The organism is Wolbachia endosymbiont of Drosophila willistoni (genome assembly GCF_040084705.1).
Lineage (GTDB): Bacteria > Pseudomonadota > Alphaproteobacteria > Rickettsiales > Anaplasmataceae > Wolbachia > Wolbachia pipientis.
This window is the reverse complement of sequence record NZ_CP157591.1, coordinates 867,143-882,525: the sequence shown is the minus strand read 5'-3', so window position 1 is coordinate 882,525 and position 15,383 is coordinate 867,143. Positions and strand designations below refer to the sequence as shown.

17 protein-coding genes and 1 pseudogene are annotated in these 15,383 nt (G+C 35.0%); 9 read left to right on the top strand and 9 right to left on the bottom strand.

The window, feature by feature from the left end; translation table 11 throughout:
• Window positions 1–30: 30 nt before the first annotated feature.
• Both ABL518_RS04480 and ccmC read right to left on the bottom strand, forming a co-directional pair.
• The gene (locus ABL518_RS04480) at window positions 31–447 is read right to left on the bottom strand and encodes a GNAT family N-acetyltransferase (RefSeq protein ID WP_083250453.1); all 417 of its coding nucleotides are present in this window, start codon (window positions 445–447) and stop codon (window positions 31–33) included.
• An 8-nt stretch (window positions 448–455) separates the two neighbouring features.
• Window positions 456–1,166: a heme ABC transporter permease CcmC gene (gene ccmC, locus ABL518_RS04475; protein WP_010962525.1), complete on the bottom strand. Its 711-nt coding sequence runs from the start codon at window positions 1,164–1,166 to the stop codon at window positions 456–458.
• 135 nt (window positions 1,167–1,301) lie between these two features.
• Between ccmC and ABL518_RS04470 the strand changes: the two genes are divergently transcribed.
• The 7 genes from ABL518_RS04470 (at window position 1,302) to ABL518_RS04440 (ending at window position 3,788) form a co-directional block, all read left to right on the top strand.
• Window positions 1,302–2,132, top strand: a complete 831-nt coding sequence (locus ABL518_RS04470; protein ID WP_006280267.1) for a pyruvate, water dikinase regulatory protein — start codon at window positions 1,302–1,304, stop codon at window positions 2,130–2,132.
• A gap of 49 nt (window positions 2,133–2,181) precedes the next feature.
• On the top strand, window positions 2,182–2,310 hold the full coding sequence (ykgO, locus tag ABL518_RS04465; RefSeq protein ID WP_006279631.1) for a type B 50S ribosomal protein L36: 129 nt from the start codon (window positions 2,182–2,184) through the stop codon (window positions 2,308–2,310).
• A 49-nt stretch (window positions 2,311–2,359) separates the two neighbouring features.
• Window positions 2,360–2,674, top strand: coding sequence for an FtsB family cell division protein (locus tag ABL518_RS04460; protein WP_010962526.1), 315 nt, complete (start codon window positions 2,360–2,362; stop codon window positions 2,672–2,674).
• 79 nt (window positions 2,675–2,753) lie between these two features.
• Window positions 2,754–3,047 carry a transposase gene (locus ABL518_RS04455; protein WP_010082069.1) on the top strand — a complete coding sequence of 98 codons (294 nt, stop codon included), beginning with the start codon at window positions 2,754–2,756 and terminating at the stop codon, window positions 3,045–3,047.
• Complete coding sequence (locus tag ABL518_RS04450; RefSeq protein WP_099606206.1) at window positions 3,032–3,466, top strand: IS3 family transposase; 435 nt, start codon at window positions 3,032–3,034, stop codon at window positions 3,464–3,466. Before ABL518_RS04455 ends, ABL518_RS04450 begins: the two co-directional genes overlap by 16 nt.
• 3 nt (window positions 3,467–3,469) lie before the next feature.
• A complete protein-coding gene (locus tag ABL518_RS04445) occupies window positions 3,470–3,631 on the top strand; it encodes a DDE-type integrase/transposase/recombinase (protein WP_010082071.1) in 162 nt (53 codons plus the stop codon).
• Complete coding sequence (locus ABL518_RS04440) at window positions 3,624–3,788, top strand: IS3 family transposase (RefSeq protein ID WP_010082072.1); 165 nt, start codon at window positions 3,624–3,626, stop codon at window positions 3,786–3,788. Before ABL518_RS04445 ends, ABL518_RS04440 begins: the two co-directional genes overlap by 8 nt.
• 100 nt (window positions 3,789–3,888) lie before the next feature.
• On the opposite strand, the gene ABL518_RS04435 is transcribed toward ABL518_RS04440, so the two are convergent.
• The 4 genes and pseudogenes from ABL518_RS04435 to ABL518_RS06605 form a co-directional block, all read right to left on the bottom strand.
• Window positions 3,889–4,962, bottom strand: a complete 1,074-nt coding sequence (locus ABL518_RS04435; RefSeq protein ID WP_095742671.1) for an efflux RND transporter periplasmic adaptor subunit — start codon at window positions 4,960–4,962, stop codon at window positions 3,889–3,891.
• A 201-nt stretch (window positions 4,963–5,163) separates the two neighbouring features.
• A complete protein-coding gene (locus ABL518_RS04430; protein WP_010082532.1) occupies window positions 5,164–6,246 on the bottom strand; it encodes a Fic family protein in 1,083 nt (360 codons plus the stop codon).
• Window positions 6,247–6,483: 237 nt separating this feature from the next.
• Window positions 6,484–8,232 (bottom strand): DNA primase, encoded by a 1,749-nt coding sequence (gene dnaG, locus ABL518_RS04425; RefSeq protein WP_010082533.1) that lies wholly within the window; start codon window positions 8,230–8,232, stop codon window positions 6,484–6,486.
• 617 nt (window positions 8,233–8,849) lie between these two features.
• A pseudogene (locus ABL518_RS06605) lies at window positions 8,850–8,936 on the bottom strand (WPE palindromic element domain-containing protein); the annotation flags it as partial.
• Window positions 8,937–9,131: 195 nt separating this feature from the next.
• Here ABL518_RS06605 and ubiG point away from each other — a divergent pair.
• Window positions 9,132–10,307: a bifunctional 2-polyprenyl-6-hydroxyphenol methylase/3-demethylubiquinol 3-O-methyltransferase UbiG gene (ubiG, locus tag ABL518_RS04415; RefSeq protein ID WP_095742672.1), complete on the top strand. Its 1,176-nt coding sequence runs from the start codon at window positions 9,132–9,134 to the stop codon at window positions 10,305–10,307.
• 11 nt (window positions 10,308–10,318) lie between these two features.
• Here ubiG and ABL518_RS04410 read toward each other — a convergent pair whose 3' ends face one another.
• Window positions 10,319–10,741 (bottom strand): TrbC/VirB2 family protein, encoded by a 423-nt coding sequence (locus ABL518_RS04410; protein WP_233395601.1) that lies wholly within the window; start codon window positions 10,739–10,741, stop codon window positions 10,319–10,321.
• A gap of 157 nt (window positions 10,742–10,898) precedes the next feature.
• On the opposite strand from ABL518_RS04410, the gene metG reads away from it, so the two are divergent.
• Entirely contained in the window at window positions 10,899–12,536 is a 1,638-nt protein-coding gene (gene metG / locus ABL518_RS04405; RefSeq protein WP_038228048.1) for a methionine--tRNA ligase, read from the top strand.
• A 73-nt stretch (window positions 12,537–12,609) separates the two neighbouring features.
• Here the strand turns inward: metG and ABL518_RS04400 are convergent, their stop codons facing one another.
• Both ABL518_RS04400 and ABL518_RS04395 read right to left on the bottom strand, forming a co-directional pair.
• Window positions 12,610–13,767, bottom strand: coding sequence for a hypothetical protein (locus ABL518_RS04400; RefSeq protein ID WP_022626253.1), 1,158 nt, complete (start codon window positions 13,765–13,767; stop codon window positions 12,610–12,612).
• Window positions 13,768–13,881: 114 nt separating this feature from the next.
• On the bottom strand, window positions 13,882–15,333 hold the full coding sequence (locus tag ABL518_RS04395; protein ID WP_010082526.1) for a replicative DNA helicase: 1,452 nt from the start codon (window positions 15,331–15,333) through the stop codon (window positions 13,882–13,884).
• Window positions 15,334–15,383 lie beyond the last annotated feature (50 nt).

The following is a 15,383-nucleotide window of genomic DNA, read 5'->3' as shown; positions in this document are numbered from 1 at the left end:
ATATTTTAGAGTTCATGGTTACAACGGTTGCTATTTTACAGTGCATCTCACAACACTTTCTTCAAAAATATACATGTTAACATACCCTGGACGTACAAGATCACACTTATACCCAAGCTTTTCATAAAATACTTTCGCTTTTTGAAAATTCATGGTTGCAACGGTTGCTATTTTACAGTGCATCTCACGACCATAATCATGAACTTCTTCCATTAGCTGCTTTCCCATACCTTTTCTTCTATAATCAGAGTGCACCCAAAGCAAGTCAGTGTAAATTGAACCATAGATAACAAAACCGCTACAACCTACAATAATTTGTTCAGTATCATCGCGAATAAAAAAAGCAAATGGGTTACACGTACCTTTATCAACGGTTTCTTCATTAATCTTTTTGAGTAGGAATTCAATGTCTTTGCTACTTGGTGATGTGGTGTGTTCTATTTTCATCTCTCGGCCTAATACCGCATACTGATTTCTCTCTTTATCTTATATAAATTAATTAAGTAAAGTGAATACAGTATCCACACTACTAAAAAAAATGTGGCACAAAACATAAACATTGCAACCAGTGGCAACAGCAGGGAACTTTCTATTGCTATTCCACCTTTTCTCAAAATGCTTGCTGGCTGATGGAGAGTGGACCATAAATTCACGGAAAATTTTACTATAGGAATATTTATAGCACTAAAGATGGCAAATACTGCTGCTGATTTTTCTGCCCTCGCTTCATTATCAAAAGCGCTCCACAATGAAAGGTAGCCAACATATAGGAAAAATAAAATCAGCATTGAAGTAAGCCTTGCATCCCATACCCACCAAGTGCCCCAGGTTCCTTTTCCCCAGATGCTGCCTGTGATTAAGCATATTGCCGAAAAGACTGTCCCTGCAGGAGCAGCAGCATGTGCCAAGACACTAGCAATGCTATTGTTCCATACCAATGAAATGAAACCAAGTGATGCAATTAATCCATATATTCCAAGAGCAAGCCATGCAGAAGGCACATGAATGTACATGATTCGTACAATTTCTCCTTGTTTATAATCTTCTGGAGAGAAGAATAACGCCAAAGACATTCCAATTAAAAAACATGCGAAACAAATAACCCCAAGCCAAGGTAGAGCTTTCTTAGAAAAATAAGAGAAATTTGTAGGCTTTAATAAAAACATTCGTTTTGAGAATAATTGTGTTAAGAATTTACCAATTAGTTTGAGTTTTATCAACAGGATAGTTTTTCTATATTTACGTAGGTCAACAAATTAGCATAATTTCAGTAGCAGATTGCTAGCTATTATTTTTAGTATATGACCCTTAAAAAGCTTAATCTACACTTAGTATCAGATTCAAGTGGTGAAACTGTTATATCAGTTGCAAAATCAGCTCTGAAACACTTTCGTTCTGTAGAAACGATCGAATATGTTTGGTCTTTTGTAAAAGGAGAAGAGCAGATTGACAAAATTCTGGAGGAAATTAATAGGAAAAGTGATGAGCATAATTTTGTTATATGCACTATTACTGATGATGAGCTAAGAAAATATCTAAAAGATAACTGTATAAAGTTGAAAATTCCCTATAGAGCAATATTATCACATATTATTAGAGAAATTTCGTCTTATCTTGAAATTGAAAAAGACGAAAAGCTTGACTTGCATACTGAGATAAATAACGAATATTTTCAGCGCATTGAGGCAATAAACTACACTATTAATCATGATGATGGACAAAATATTCAAGATATTGATAAAGCAGATATAATTTTGGTTGGAGTTTCACGTACATCAAAATCTCCCACCAGTACGTATTTAGCTTACCGAGGCTATAAAGTTGCAAATATTCCTTTTGTTAGTGGAGTACCCTTTTATGTTGACTTGGCAAAATTAAAAAATAAACTAACGATAGGGGTAACAATAGACGTAAGTAGGCTAATAGAAATACGCAAAAATAGACTTACTTCAATTAACAACGAAGATAATAATATATATGCTAACCCTGAGAAAGTAGAAAAGGAAATTAAAGAAGCAGAGGAGCTCTTTAAACAGAATAACTGGCCAATTATCGATGTCACGCAAAAGTCGATCGAAGAAGTATCAGCAACAATTATACAATATTTTAATAAAATGTTATCAATTGACTAACTCTTGATAAGTGATTATAATGTAAAGTAATTTAATTCTTACTATAGATATGAAAGTCAAAGGGTCGCTAAAATCTCATCGTAACAGAGATAAAAATTGTAAAGTTGTGAAAAGGGGTGGTAAGATTTACATTATAAATAAGGTAAAGCCAAGGTGTAAAGCGCGTCAAGGTTCTTAGCTTTTTGTTCACCTTTTCATGTTATATATTTTTTATATGTGAAAGTACGGTGCTTATATCTAAAAAGAAGCAAAAATTACTGTGTTTAAGCGCAGCCTTACTCATTTCTTCCCTTACATTATATTTCAGCATTAGCACAATTACAGGTAAACGTGGCTTATTGACGTTAATCGATTTAAAAAAAGAAATCGAGTACAATAAACTTTTGCTAAAGGATGTCTCTTCTGAAAAGGAAAAGTTGGACAACAAAGTATTTGGCTTATATGAAAAAAGCTTAGATTTAGATCTGCTTGATGAGCAAGCAAAAAATGCTTTAGGTTATGTGAACCCTAATGAACTTATGGTTGTTCTTGACGTGGAATAGCAGTAGTGACCTTACCCAGAAAAAGTGGAGAGAAAGAAAAGAGTTTTTTTGGGTAAAATAAAATTTTGGAGGATTAGAAATGGTAAGAGAATATACGGCAGAATTCAAATTGGAAGCTGTTAAGCTGGCAAATGAACAAAGAAAGGCAGGTCAAACAATTACAAAAATAGCAAGAGATTTAGGAATAAAGGGTGGTTTATTAGGAAAATGGATAAAGAAACACAACGAAAAAAAGTCGGCGGCAAATGCATTTCCAGATGTAGCACCTTATGACAAAGAGAGGTTTGATTTACAAAGCAAGAGTAACAAGGGAAAGAGACATTTAAAAAAAAGCCCTGGCCAGTCAAAAAGAGTAAAATATTTTTTTATATAGTAACTGCTATAAAGTACAGGAATTATGTAGGATTTTCTGCTAGTGGCTACTATAAGTGGACCACAAGAAAAATAAGCAGTAGAGAATCAGCAAATAAAGAGCTACTCGCAGCTATTCAAAAAATATATCAAGTTTCTAAATGTAGATATGGAGCTCCTAAAATTCATGCTGAATTGAAGGCTTTGGGTAAAAGTTGCAATTTGAAAACGGTGCAAAGTATTATGCAGAAAAATGACATCAGGGCTATACTGAGAAGAAAGTTTAAAATTAAAAAACAACAAACAGATAATAGAGCTGTAGCTCCCAATATACTAGATCAAAACTTTATTGTTGATCAACCAAATAAAGTATGGGATTACTTACATCAAAACCAAGGAGGGATGGCTATATTTGGCAGCAATAATTCTCACGTATGGTAGTTAATGAGTAGTGCAATAAATAAACAATTGGTTATGAACTCTTTATTAATGGCCATTAATAGGCGTAAACCTGTTAAAAATCTACTGCTGCACAGTGACCAAGGTTCACAATATACTGCGCAAGGGTATCAATATCTCTTAGCTGTAAAGAATATAGATGAGTAATAAAGGCTGTTGTTACGACAATTCTGTTGCAGAAAGCTTCTTTAGCTCATTGAAAAGAGAAATACTTATTGATACTTCACAACACTCTGCTCAACAAACTAGAACTGCAATATTTGAATACATAGAAATTTTTTATAACAAACAACGTCACTATTAACTATTGCATTCCAGAACAATTTGATGCATCATTCTTTTTGTAAAAAACATTCCACACTTTCTCTCCACTTTTTCTGGGTAAGGTCAAAGGATCTTATGTCTTAAACCTTATCACCAGGCTTAACAAATAGGTGGCCCAATACTATTAACTTTATGGGTTTATCTTCGTTATTTGCTACTATCCAAACCCCATCGCTCTCATGATCAACAATTTCTATTGGTGCAAATACTACATAATTATTGTCATCAACAATCTTTATTCCAAGAGCACCCTCGTCACTTAAGCTCAGGGCTGAAGAAGGAACTTTATATGCAAATCTTTCGCCTGAAGGTAGCCTTACGTTGGCAGTTAGTCCCTGCAAGGTATTATTAGTTACCTTTACTTCTACCCTATAAGACCCAGTTTTAGGCTCAGCAATTTTACTAATAAAACTTACTTCACCTGCCAATTCTTTTCCGTCCAGCAAATTAATTTGAGCTGTGCTGCCTAGCTCTATTTTATTTACTTCATTTTCCGAAACGTATAACACTACAAGAATTTGATCGAAATTAACCACGTCAGCTATTTTTTGCCCAGCATTAACAAAATCCCCTTCGTTTGCATTGATTTTATCAATATAACCATCTATAGGAGATGTGACTGCAGTATTTTCTAAATCCAATTCTAGCCTTTTTAGGTCAGCTTTTGCACTTTGTAACGCAGTAAAAGCTGCTTCTACTTGTATTTGTGCCCCATAGCCTTTTTTATTCAGTTTGTGAGAGGAATCATACTCAATTTCACGCTGCTTTAATAAAGCTTTGGCTTTCTGAGCTTGCTCAATCCTGTCATAATCTTCTATCTTTAACACTACATCATCTCTTTTTACCTTTTCACCATCAGGTAAATAAATAGCAATAATCTTACCACTTATTTTTGAGACAAGGCTAGCTCTATGTAAGGGATTTACTGTACCAGAAAAATTTAAATATATAGTGCGGTTTTGCGGCGCACATTCTTGAGTTTTTACTGAAAAGCTACTAGTTGCATTATCGCTATGAACCGCCTGATCTTTTTTTAAAAATGCACTGCTGATAAAAAACAGTAGAATAAAAGCAATACTGGAAATGATGATTACTTTATTTCTCATCTTTAAACAATAGAATTTGTTGATCAATCTTGTTAGAAACAACTGCATAAATTTTCGAATCAGAAATGTAAGTATAATACATGTACCATTGTCACTCCATAAATAGTTTTATATGAGAACAAACACAAGATTTTCCTACAATAAGTAAGTTTTTTATTGCTAAAATGCAATTTTTAATCGAATAAAATTGCAAACAAAGTTGTGCATAAGACTGGATTTAAAAAAATCTCGAAAAACATACTAAAACTTTTAAATAATAACTTTATATCTAGTGGCTTTGCCTTCTCCAAGACGCTGTAAGTATTTCATCCCTAGCAGTTTCTTTGTAATTGCCTCTACTGTTCTTGGAGGAAATCCTAGAGCTTCTATAGCATCTTTTCTACTAAATTCTTTATCTGCAAGGCTAAGTGCCCATTCCCAGAAGAACAATTGTTTTCTTGATAATAAATATTCAGTATTCTCCCTCTCAAGAATATAATGCGCCTCATTTGCTTGCGTTTTGAGTACATTAAGAAAAAATATTAACCACGGGGAAATATCTTCTTTGCCACTTTTCCAGCTACTTTGTGTTTTATTAAGCGCTAAATAGTAATCAAGTTTGTTAGTTTCAATTATCTTTTCATGTGATACAATAGATACAAAATCATAACCCTGCTGCAACAGCATTAAATTAGTCATCAATCTACTAGTTCTGCCATTCCCATCTTGAAAAGGGTGTATTGCCAGATACTCAAAAACAAAGTTAGCAATAATAATAAGAGGATGCTTAAATTTATTATTTAAGGACCAGTGATACCAATCAATAAGCTCTTGTACTTCCTTTCTAACAAGGTAAGGTGGTGTGGGATCAAAAATTATACCAACAACTTTTCCATTCTGATCTTTTGCCTCAACTCTATTAGAACTTGCTTTGTATTTTCCTCTATGATACAAATCTTTTTCACTATAAAGTAGCATCTGGTTGTTAATGTGCAATATTGATGACTCACTAATTGGAATATCCGTATAATCATGAAATATTAGTGTAAGCATTTCTAAGTAGCCAGCAATTTCTTGCTCATCTCTATTTTTAAATTTTTTGACACGTAGGTTTTTATATAGATCCTCAACTTCTTTATCGGTTAGACGATTTCCTTCAATACGGTTAGAAGCGCCAGAAGATGTAACAATAACTGAATGAGTTAATCTTTCAATTGTTTGTGGTAGTAGTTTTTTCGTTATCTGCCAGCTATTTTTAACACTATCAACTGCAGTAATTAACTCGTACACTTGCTCAATTACAGGCCCTTCTAGGTTGAGACGCGTACTAAGACGAAAATTCTTCCAGTTCATATTCTTCTCACATGCATATTATGTGAGATAATGTGAGATAATGTGATAAAAGTCAATAGTAAACTTTATATGCACAGCAGAGCTAACTACAAAAATTATACATTTTCAAGTGATCCTAACCATATCAAAAACTACAGGGCAAAGCTGTTAGAGGAAGGCTTAATTAGTTAAAAATTTCAATCTTATGTAAAATATTGTCTTATTTTGTAATTTTCTTGTTGACTAACGAGACGATATCTACTTTTCAATAAACTCCATTTGCATTTCTTGTATACTGCTTTCTATTTGCTTTATTTGTTCTATCAACCTTTCCTCTAAGTCAAGATTACCGCTCAGCCTCGCTTCGGTTCTTTCTTTTCGTAATGCATTTAACTCTTTTAGTAACACTATATTATTCCACACAATTTCTGCAGATTTTCTCTCGTTCAGTTGGCTATTTAGTACACTAGTTTTTTCAAATACATACTTTATAACGTTAAACTGTTTCAATTCTTGTAACAAAGCCTCTTTATCGAGGTTGCTTTTGTTACTTATTACATCAATTATACGCTGTTGTAATCTTTTCATCTCATTAGTAAATTCAAAATGAGAAAATTGCTCAAAAAATATAGGACGGTTCAAGATTTCAGGAAATTCTACGGCTATACGCAAAATTACGGCCTGATTTTGCTCTGCTTCAATTAGCTCTGGAGACTTGTTATGAAGATACTCACCTTTTGTTGCTCTAGTTTTACTATTAAAAATCTGTTTTTTGAAGCTACTTCTTAGTTCACTAGCCTTATTGTAAAAATAATCTCTGTAATACCTTCTAATACTGCTGTTGCTAATAGTATTTACATATTCCATGAACTTGTGCTCAAGAATTGAATATTTTTCCGGAGCAAGTTTTTCATAATTTTGCAAATTGCTATCGATTATGTGATGCCATAAATATTCAGAATGCAGTTTTGTTGAATGGTCAAGAGCAGTCAACACGTCTTCTTTCTTGTATTCCAGTTCGTTACATATATCGTATGGATCTTTATTACTCGGCAAAGTCACAAACTTTAACGTGTATCCAGGCTCTAATATTAGCAGAGCAAGTTCTGCAACTCGAGTAGCAGCATGACGTCCAGCACTATCGCCATCCATACAGATGGAGATTTCTTTAGCAAATCTCCATAGATTTTTTATCTGTTCTGCAGAAATTGCGGTACCAAGCGGAGCAACTGCATTACTAATTCCCGCTTGATGTAGCGCTATAGCGTCCATATATCCTTCAACAACGAGTATGTGCTGTTTTTTACGTATTTCGCTTAAAGCAAAGTTTAATCCGTATAAATTCTCCCTCTTCTTGAAGAGCTGACTCTCTGGACTGTTTAAATATTTCGGCTGTTGCTCAGAACTTAGCGCACGTCCGCCAAAACCAATAACTCTCCCTGCAATGCTCTGTATAGGAAATATCAGCCGGTCATAAAAATAATCATGAAAATTTTTGTTTACTAATCCAATATCAATTAAAATTTTGTCTTCAATACCTGAAGAGTTTAAATACTCTTTCAAACCAGAGCTTGGTGCATAACCTATCTTAAATTTATCTATGATTTTAGGTAAAATCTTACGCTGCTTTAAATAATCTACAACACCTTGATTTTTTTGTGCAAACCAATTTGCAGCTAAATCAAGCGCTAAAAATAGTTTATTGTCCTCTTTTGTAATACTAAGATTTTTGGGCAGTTCAACACCTGTAACCGATGCTAATTTTTCCAATGCTTCTTTAAAGCTTAATCCTTCAGTTTGTGAAATAAATTCAAATGCATCACCACTAGCCAAGCAACCAAAACAGTAATATAACCCCTTAGTATTGCTCACCGAAAAAGATGGGGTTTTTTCGTTATGAAATGGACAGAGCCCAACAAAACTATCTCCTCTTTTTATTAATCTGACTTTTTTACCTACTAGGTCGGATAATAATAATTTTGATTTTATAATATCTATATGATCCATCTTGTTAAATTAGTAGTAGGATAAAAATTATATAGAATTTATACACATCTGACTCGAAATTTATTTCTATAACTAAAGCAATTTGGATTTACCGACAATGTAGCTATACAAATTCAAGAGCAATCCTGTCATCCAGGTAGCCCACAGAAACAAAAAACTTCCTTGACAAACCTCGCCAGCGCCCTTATCATGAAACTGAAGCTATTTATTTATCTTCTCTGTACAGATTAAATGACAAAAAAACTCAACGTATCTGGCGTCTCATGTTTAATTTTTTGCACTATGTGCACCTTATGTCTTTATCAAATTTCCGGGTTTTGACCTACACAAGCTGAAATACGCTTATAAAGCATTTAAAACATTAAAAAACGCCAACTTAAAAAATGGATAGTGAATAACTAGCTACCCTAGGGTTTCTTTTGCCTTTTTTCTGTTTAGTAAATTTCTTAACGTTTATAATTTAGATTAGTTGCGGCTTAAAAGCAGCTAAATCGCGGTTATTAAGTGTTTAGAATAAAAAAACGCCATACTTGAAAGTATAATGTAAGTAATTAGCCAACCACGGGGCTTCTTTTGCCTTTTTTTTCGCTTGGTAAATTTCTTAATATTTATACAGAAGGTGTCATTCCAGTGCTTGACACTGGAATCCAGTTCTTATTATACAGCTATCTGGTGTACTTATTTAAAATTAAGTTTTCTGGATCTCAGTGCCAAAGCACTGGGATGACACCCTTCCTGGCGGAGATTATTCTCAAATCACAATGTTCGTACAGTTGTGGAATGAATTGCGGTATGACGTAGGAAAACCTTAGCTATAGCTTTAGAACTCCCAAAAGGTCAGAAGCATTGAATGACTTGACAGAAAGTTCAAACCCATATAAAATGTCCTTATTTCTTATATGTTAGGTATAGTATCAATTGCCTCAGATCATGCTGGTTATGAATTAAAATCAGAAATAAAACCTTACCTGGAAGCCCTAGGTTACAGAGTAGTAGATCAAGGCTGCACTGCTAAGCAAAAGTGTGTAGATTACCCAAACTATGCTGTTAAAGTTGTAGAAGATATAACAAGCAAAAAAGCAAATTATGGGATATTAATTTGTGGTACAGGTTTGGGCATGAGTACTGTGGCAAATCGTTTTGAAGGAATCTACGCTGCTTTATGTAACAGTGTTGAGATCGCAAAATTAGCTCGCGAGCATGGCAACGCAAATGTACTGTGTCTTGGTGCAGGATTTACTGCGAGTGGATTAGCAAAAGACATAGTCAAACAATTCCTCGAAACAGAATTTTCAAAAGAAAGCAGACATAAAAAACGCCTTGATAAACTCAGCAATATAACCTCTAAGAAAAAAAAAACAAAAACTTATAACGAAGATGAAATATCAAAATTCGCTAAAATGGCAGGCCAGTGGTGGGATGAGAACGGCAAATTCAAACCATTGCACATAATGAATCCTGTTAGAGTATCTTACATTATTGAGAAAATAAAAGAGTTAAAAAAATGCAATTTGAAAGAATTATCATTGCTTGATGTTGGATGCGGTGGTGGCATTTTGTCAGAGTCAATGGCACGCGTTGGCATTAACGTTGTGGGAATAGATGTATGTGAAGAAAACATAAAAGTAGCGCATTCACATGCAAAAAAAGTAGGGTTAAATATAGAATATATACACACCAGCATTGAAGAGCTAAGCAATGACAAGAAGTACGACGTGGTTCTGCTGATGGAAGTAGTTGAACATGTGGATAATTTAGAGCTTTTCATGAAAAAAGTGATAGAACTGCTAAAACCGGAGGGGTTAATCTTTATATCCACAATAAATAGAACTATTAAATCCTTTTGTCTTGCAATAATTGGTGCAGAGTACATATTAAATTGGCTGCCAAAAGGTACACATAACTGGAATAAATTTCTCAAGCCGTCAGAAATTGCAAATCACTTAAGAGAAAATAATGTAACGCTGCAAAACATGGCTGGCATGGAGTACAACGTAATAAAGCGTGAGTGGAATCTAACTAAAGGCGTGGATGTTAATTATATACTCTGCGGTTTGTTAGATTTAACTCTATAAAAGCACCATTTTCACTTCCAATACTTTGAAGGATCTTGGCCAGCTTTTATACAGTAGCCTTTATTAGTTAGCGCCCAACCGGAACGACAAGCATAACCTGTACCTACACGTTCATATCCAGGAGCAGCAACACACTTTCCATTCTCCAAGGTTTGACCTTTAAAAAGACAACAAACTTCTTTTTCTGTTACCTTTGTTACAATTTGAGGAGCACCAAAAAACACAGCAACAAACATACCCAGTGCGAAAAGTGCAGGCCAAGGCATTCTGCCAAATATTGCAAGTAAGCTTGAACCAATTATTACCACTGTAATCATTGGTCCACCTATTCCATGAACGTAACCTATTACATTACACATTACATCTGTTGCTCCATCAGCGTGTGCATCAAATGCATAGAAAACTATAAATAGAATTACAAGAAAATTTCTCATTGTTCTTTCAATAATCATGCCTGATTGTTTCTTATTTTAATAAAATTTCAGTAAATAGCTTTTTTCAAAAATTATGCTTAACCCAATCAATATTTATTTATTACTGCCTTTTTAATACTATAATTAACTCAGTTGATTTTTATCAAAATGCTAAACCATGGAACAATTCGAGAACTTTTACATCACCACGCCAGTATATTACGTAAACGATAAGCCGCATATTGGTCATGCATACACTTCTCTCTTGTGTGACGTGGTGGCAAGGTTCATGAAACTAGCTGGGAAAAATGTCAAATTTACCACTGGTACAGATGAACATGGACAAAAAATAGAAAAAGCAGCTAAAGCAAAGGAAATGCAGCCAAAAGAATTTACAGATGAAGTGAGCGTTTCATTTAAAGAATTGGCTAAGTTCATGAATTTTGAGTATGACGATTTTATTCGCACTACGGAGGAACGTCACAAAAAAGCAGTTATAGCTTTATGGAATAGACTTGAAGAGAGAGGGCAAATATATTTGGATTCCTATTCGGGTTGGTATTCAGTTCGTGATGAAGCATTTTATCAGGAGTCAGAGCTGATAGATGGCAAAGCACCAACAGGTGCTGAGGTCCAGTGGATAAAAGAAGAGAGTTACTTTTTTCGCTTATCAAACTGGCAAGAAAAATTACTGGAACTCTATAAAAATCAGCCAAGTTTTATCTTTCCTGAGAGCAGAAGAAATGAAGTGATATCGTTTGTAAGATCAGGGCTCATTGACCTTTCAATCTCTCGCACTAGTTTTAACTGGGGAATAAAAGTACCAGGTAATGACAAACACGTAATCTATGTCTGGATAGATGCATTAACCAATTATCTTACATCAATAGGTTTCCCTAGTACTGAAGGTGAGGAATATAAGAGGTTTTGGGCAGAACCAGAAACACAGATTCCAGTGTCAAGCACTGGAATGACACCAAACCAAGGGAAAACGCAGATTCCAGTGTCAAGCGCTGCAAACCTAGCTGACAACTCTTTCAACGTTCATGTAATCGGTAAAGACATATTGCGCTTTCATGCTGTATATTGGCCAGCGATTCTCCTTGCAGCAGACCTGCCACTGCCAAAACAAATTGCAGTTCATGGTTGGTGGTTGAACGAGGGAGAGAAAATATCCAAGTCCCTTGGTAATGTCATAGATCCAATTGGCCTCGCTCAAGAGTTTGGTGTTGATCAGCTACGCTATTTTCTCCTCAGGGAAGCAAGCTTCGGCCAAGATGGCAACTTTAGTAAGAAAAATATGATCAGCCGGATAAATTCAGAACTGGCAAACAACATAGGCAATTTAGTACAAAGAACAATTTCATTTTTACACAAGCAATGTTCTGGAATTGTACCAACAATCGATCAAAGCCTACTTAAAGGTGAAGAAAGTCTTCCAGGTTGCAAAGCTATACTCGATCAAGTGATGAATCACCTATCAAAGTATGAATTTAACCATATCATACTTCTAATCATCAACATCTCTTCTGAAGCAAATGCCTACATAGACAAAAGTGCACCCTGGACACTAAGCAAAACTGACAGAGAGCGCATGAATTTAGTAATTTACAAGTTACTGGAATATATCAGGATAATAGGCATTTTATTGCAGCCAATCGTTCCCAAGTCAGCAGAGATGATACTAAATCAACTGCAAATTCCGAAAGAACAACGAGATTTAAAATCTTTGTGCGACGCGTGCGTAAGTTCAGGCATAACATTGCCTAAACCTACGCCGGTTTTTTTGAGGGTTGATGCTAAAGAGGAGAAATAGTGTAAAAACTATTTCTCCTGGATGGGATTATCTTTAGTTAACGACGGTGCACACCGCTGTCTACATATTCAAGTTAGGTGGCAAGTGCCTTAGTTACTTTAGCACAATATGGTTTAGTAACATCAGCACCTATCACTACTACTTCAGTAATTGCCGACTTAACCTTTCCTAGGCTCCATGCAAACCAGCCTTGACCATTTTCTTCTTTAGTTGGCTGACTTTCTGGGCTAGAAATCTCAGTACCTTTTTCATCACCAGATTCTGCATCATAAAATACATCCTGATCCTCAGAAAGACTCATTAAATAACTTTTAGCAGCATCAACATTTAAATGATCAGGTTGCTTAGGAACGTTATCAATATTTAAATAATCCAAACTATTAGCTCGTTGCTTTTGCTCACTGGAAAGAACCTCAAGATTTAAATAATCCAAACGAGTTAGTTCTTGCATGCTAGGTTTAGATCCATCTTCACGCTTAAACTGCTCTTCCGGACTAGAAACCTTAGTACCATAAATCCTACTGTACAAGCTGCTTCCAACGCTGTTAAGTGCTCCTCTTACAGATGCAATTGACGCATCATAAGTATTTTTCAAGCCACCTCCAATACCACTAAGTGTTCCTTTTGTAGACTCAGTTGATGGCACATAATTATCGTAAGCATATTTGCCAGAATACAAGACACCATTAACTGCTTCTTTTGCAAACCAAACAGCGCTATTAACTGTTCCTTTTGCAAGCTGAACAGTGCCATCAGCAATTGCCACTTTTAATTTGTCTTCTTCTATCTTTTTATTTTTTTCAGCTAGTTGAGTTTTTTGCTCAGAACTTTTCTGCTTTTGAGTGCGTACTTGATCTTTTAACTTAGAATTTTCTTCCTCTTGAGCTTCTACTTTATTTTTTAACTTAGAATTTTCTTCCTCTTTAGCTTTTACTTCCGCTTCTTTTTTAGCTAGTTGAGTTTTTTGCCCAGAAATTGTTTGCTCTTGAGCTTTCATTTTATTTTTTAACTCAGAATTTGTTTTGTTCTCACTAATTGCTTGATACGAAAGTGCAATAGCTACAGCAGAAAATACAGCACCACCAATAATAAATGGAAGGCCAACACTTAATGCTGCAACTGGAGCTAAGAAACCAATATAAGGAGCTGCAGCAAACACTCCAGATGCTAATAAAGTTAAAGCAGCCAGAGTTCCAGCTATATAATAGGGTACATTGTTTTTATTCATCATCTCACGTATTATAAAATATAATACCATTATAAAAGGATTTTTAAGAAGTTGTCAAGCTATCTTTACATAAAAAAAATAATTGATAAACTTGGGAACAAGAAGATTGCTGTCAAGCTATGAACTATGCCTTTCCGTGTAATCTTTAAATGCACCTCTGTTAGAGTCAAAATATAGCTTCACACTGCCAATTGGCCCGTTCCTCTGCTTTGCAATAACAAGCTCTGCAATATTTCTAATTTTCTCCATTTTCTCTTGCCATTCCCGATGTTTATTGTTTCCTTCACTTGGTTGCTTTCTCAATTCGTAGTATTCTTCTCTATAGAGAAACATTACTATATCTGCGTCTTGCTCTATGCTCCCTGAATCACGTAAATCAGAAAGTTGTGGTTTTTTATCATCCCTCTGCTCAACAGAACGAGAGAGCTGAGATAGTGCAACAATGGGAATATTTAGCTCCTTTGCAATTGCTTTCAAACCCTGCGTCACTTCCGAGATTTCTTGCACTCTATTTTCATTACTCCTTTTTGTTGTTCCTCTGATTAGCTGCAAATAATCAATGAATACCACTTCTACATTATATAATTGATACAGCAAGCGTATTCTGGTGCGAAGGGCACTAATTGATAGCGCAGGGGTGTCATCTATGATGAAAGGCAGTTCAGATAATTCTGTACTAGTATTGATAAATTCATGCAATTCAAAATCACTAATTCTCCCGGTTAATGCCTTATAATAACTAATCCCTGAATCTATAGTGATCAGCCTTGCAGTTAATTGCTCTGCTGACATTTCAAGCGAGAAAAACGCTATATAGTGTTGCTTATCTGCTCTTTTTTGCAACATCTTACAAGCATTAAGTGCGATGTTTAGCGCCAATGCTGTTTTACCCATAGAAGGCCTTGCAGCTAAAATTAATAAATCAGATTTTTGTAGACCACCAAGAAGCTGATTTAGATCTTGAAGTCCGGTTGTAACGCCTAGCGCTTCTGGATTATTTTTCAGTGTGCTGATCTTCTCAACTACATCTTTAATTGAACTTGCAAGTTTTATATATGTTTTCTCACCTTGTTTTTTTACTGCCAAATTGAACAATTTTGTCATTGCTTGTTCAATTTGCGCCTGTGCAGGATTTTCAATATCGTAGTTGTAGCTATCACCAACTATTTCTTGCCCGAGCTTGATTAAACATCTCCTTAAGTAAGTATCACGGATTATTCTAGTCAAACTATAAATATCAAGTGCAATACTTGCCTTCGCTGCAAGCTTTGCTAAGTACTCTACCCCGCCACACTCGGTAAACGCTTGGTCGTTCTCAAAAAACATTTTGAGGCTCAGTTCATTGGCAACTATACCGTGTTTCCTGGTTTTAGATATTTGCGTAAAAATACTTTGATGCAGTGGATCATAGAAATTTTCTGCTGTAATTGTGTCTTCAACTGCATCACAGATTCTATTATCACGAATCATTGCACCAATAAGCATCTGTTCAGCTTCTAAATTATGCGGTAATTTACATATTTCCTTATCTACACTTCTTGAACTGAGGAGATTGGCTAATTCATTCATTTTAAGTTTTGAGAGTAACTGTTGATTATTGTAGAATATTTAGTCCTCAT

Bases quoted from the DNA above. Each gene is read 5' to 3' on its own strand.
- ykgO (WP_006279631.1), top strand. From the start codon at position 2,182: ATGAAAGTCAAAGGGTCGCTAAAATCTCATCGTAACAGAGATAAAAAT.
- ABL518_RS04480 (WP_083250453.1), bottom strand. From the start codon at position 447: ATGAAAATAGAACACACCACATCACCAAGTAGCAAAGACATTGAATTC.
- ABL518_RS04440 (WP_010082072.1), top strand. From the start codon at position 3,624: ATGAGTAATAAAGGCTGTTGTTACGACAATTCTGTTGCAGAAAGCTTC.
- ABL518_RS04445 (WP_010082071.1), top strand. From the start codon at position 3,470: ATGAGTAGTGCAATAAATAAACAATTGGTTATGAACTCTTTATTAATG.
- ABL518_RS04400 (WP_022626253.1), bottom strand. From the start codon at position 13,767: ATGATGAATAAAAACAATGTACCCTATTATATAGCTGGAACTCTGGCT.
- ABL518_RS04410 (WP_233395601.1), bottom strand. From the start codon at position 10,741: ATGAGAAATTTTCTTGTAATTCTATTTATAGTTTTCTATGCATTTGAT.
- dnaG (WP_010082533.1), bottom strand. From the start codon at position 8,232: ATGGATCATATAGATATTATAAAATCAAAATTATTATTATCCGACCTA.
- ABL518_RS04455 (WP_010082069.1), top strand. From the start codon at position 2,754: ATGGTAAGAGAATATACGGCAGAATTCAAATTGGAAGCTGTTAAGCTG.
- ABL518_RS04470 (WP_006280267.1), top strand. From the start codon at position 1,302: ATGACCCTTAAAAAGCTTAATCTACACTTAGTATCAGATTCAAGTGGT.
- metG (WP_038228048.1), top strand. From the start codon at position 10,899: ATGGAACAATTCGAGAACTTTTACATCACCACGCCAGTATATTACGTA.
- ccmC (WP_010962525.1), bottom strand. From the start codon at position 1,166: ATGTTTTTATTAAAGCCTACAAATTTCTCTTATTTTTCTAAGAAAGCT.
- ABL518_RS04395 (WP_010082526.1), bottom strand. From the start codon at position 15,333: ATGAATGAATTAGCCAATCTCCTCAGTTCAAGAAGTGTAGATAAGGAA.
- ABL518_RS04430 (WP_010082532.1), bottom strand. From the start codon at position 6,246: ATGAACTGGAAGAATTTTCGTCTTAGTACGCGTCTCAACCTAGAAGGG.
- ABL518_RS04435 (WP_095742671.1), bottom strand. From the start codon at position 4,962: ATGCAGTTGTTTCTAACAAGATTGATCAACAAATTCTATTGTTTAAAG.
- ubiG (WP_095742672.1), top strand. From the start codon at position 9,132: ATGTTAGGTATAGTATCAATTGCCTCAGATCATGCTGGTTATGAATTA.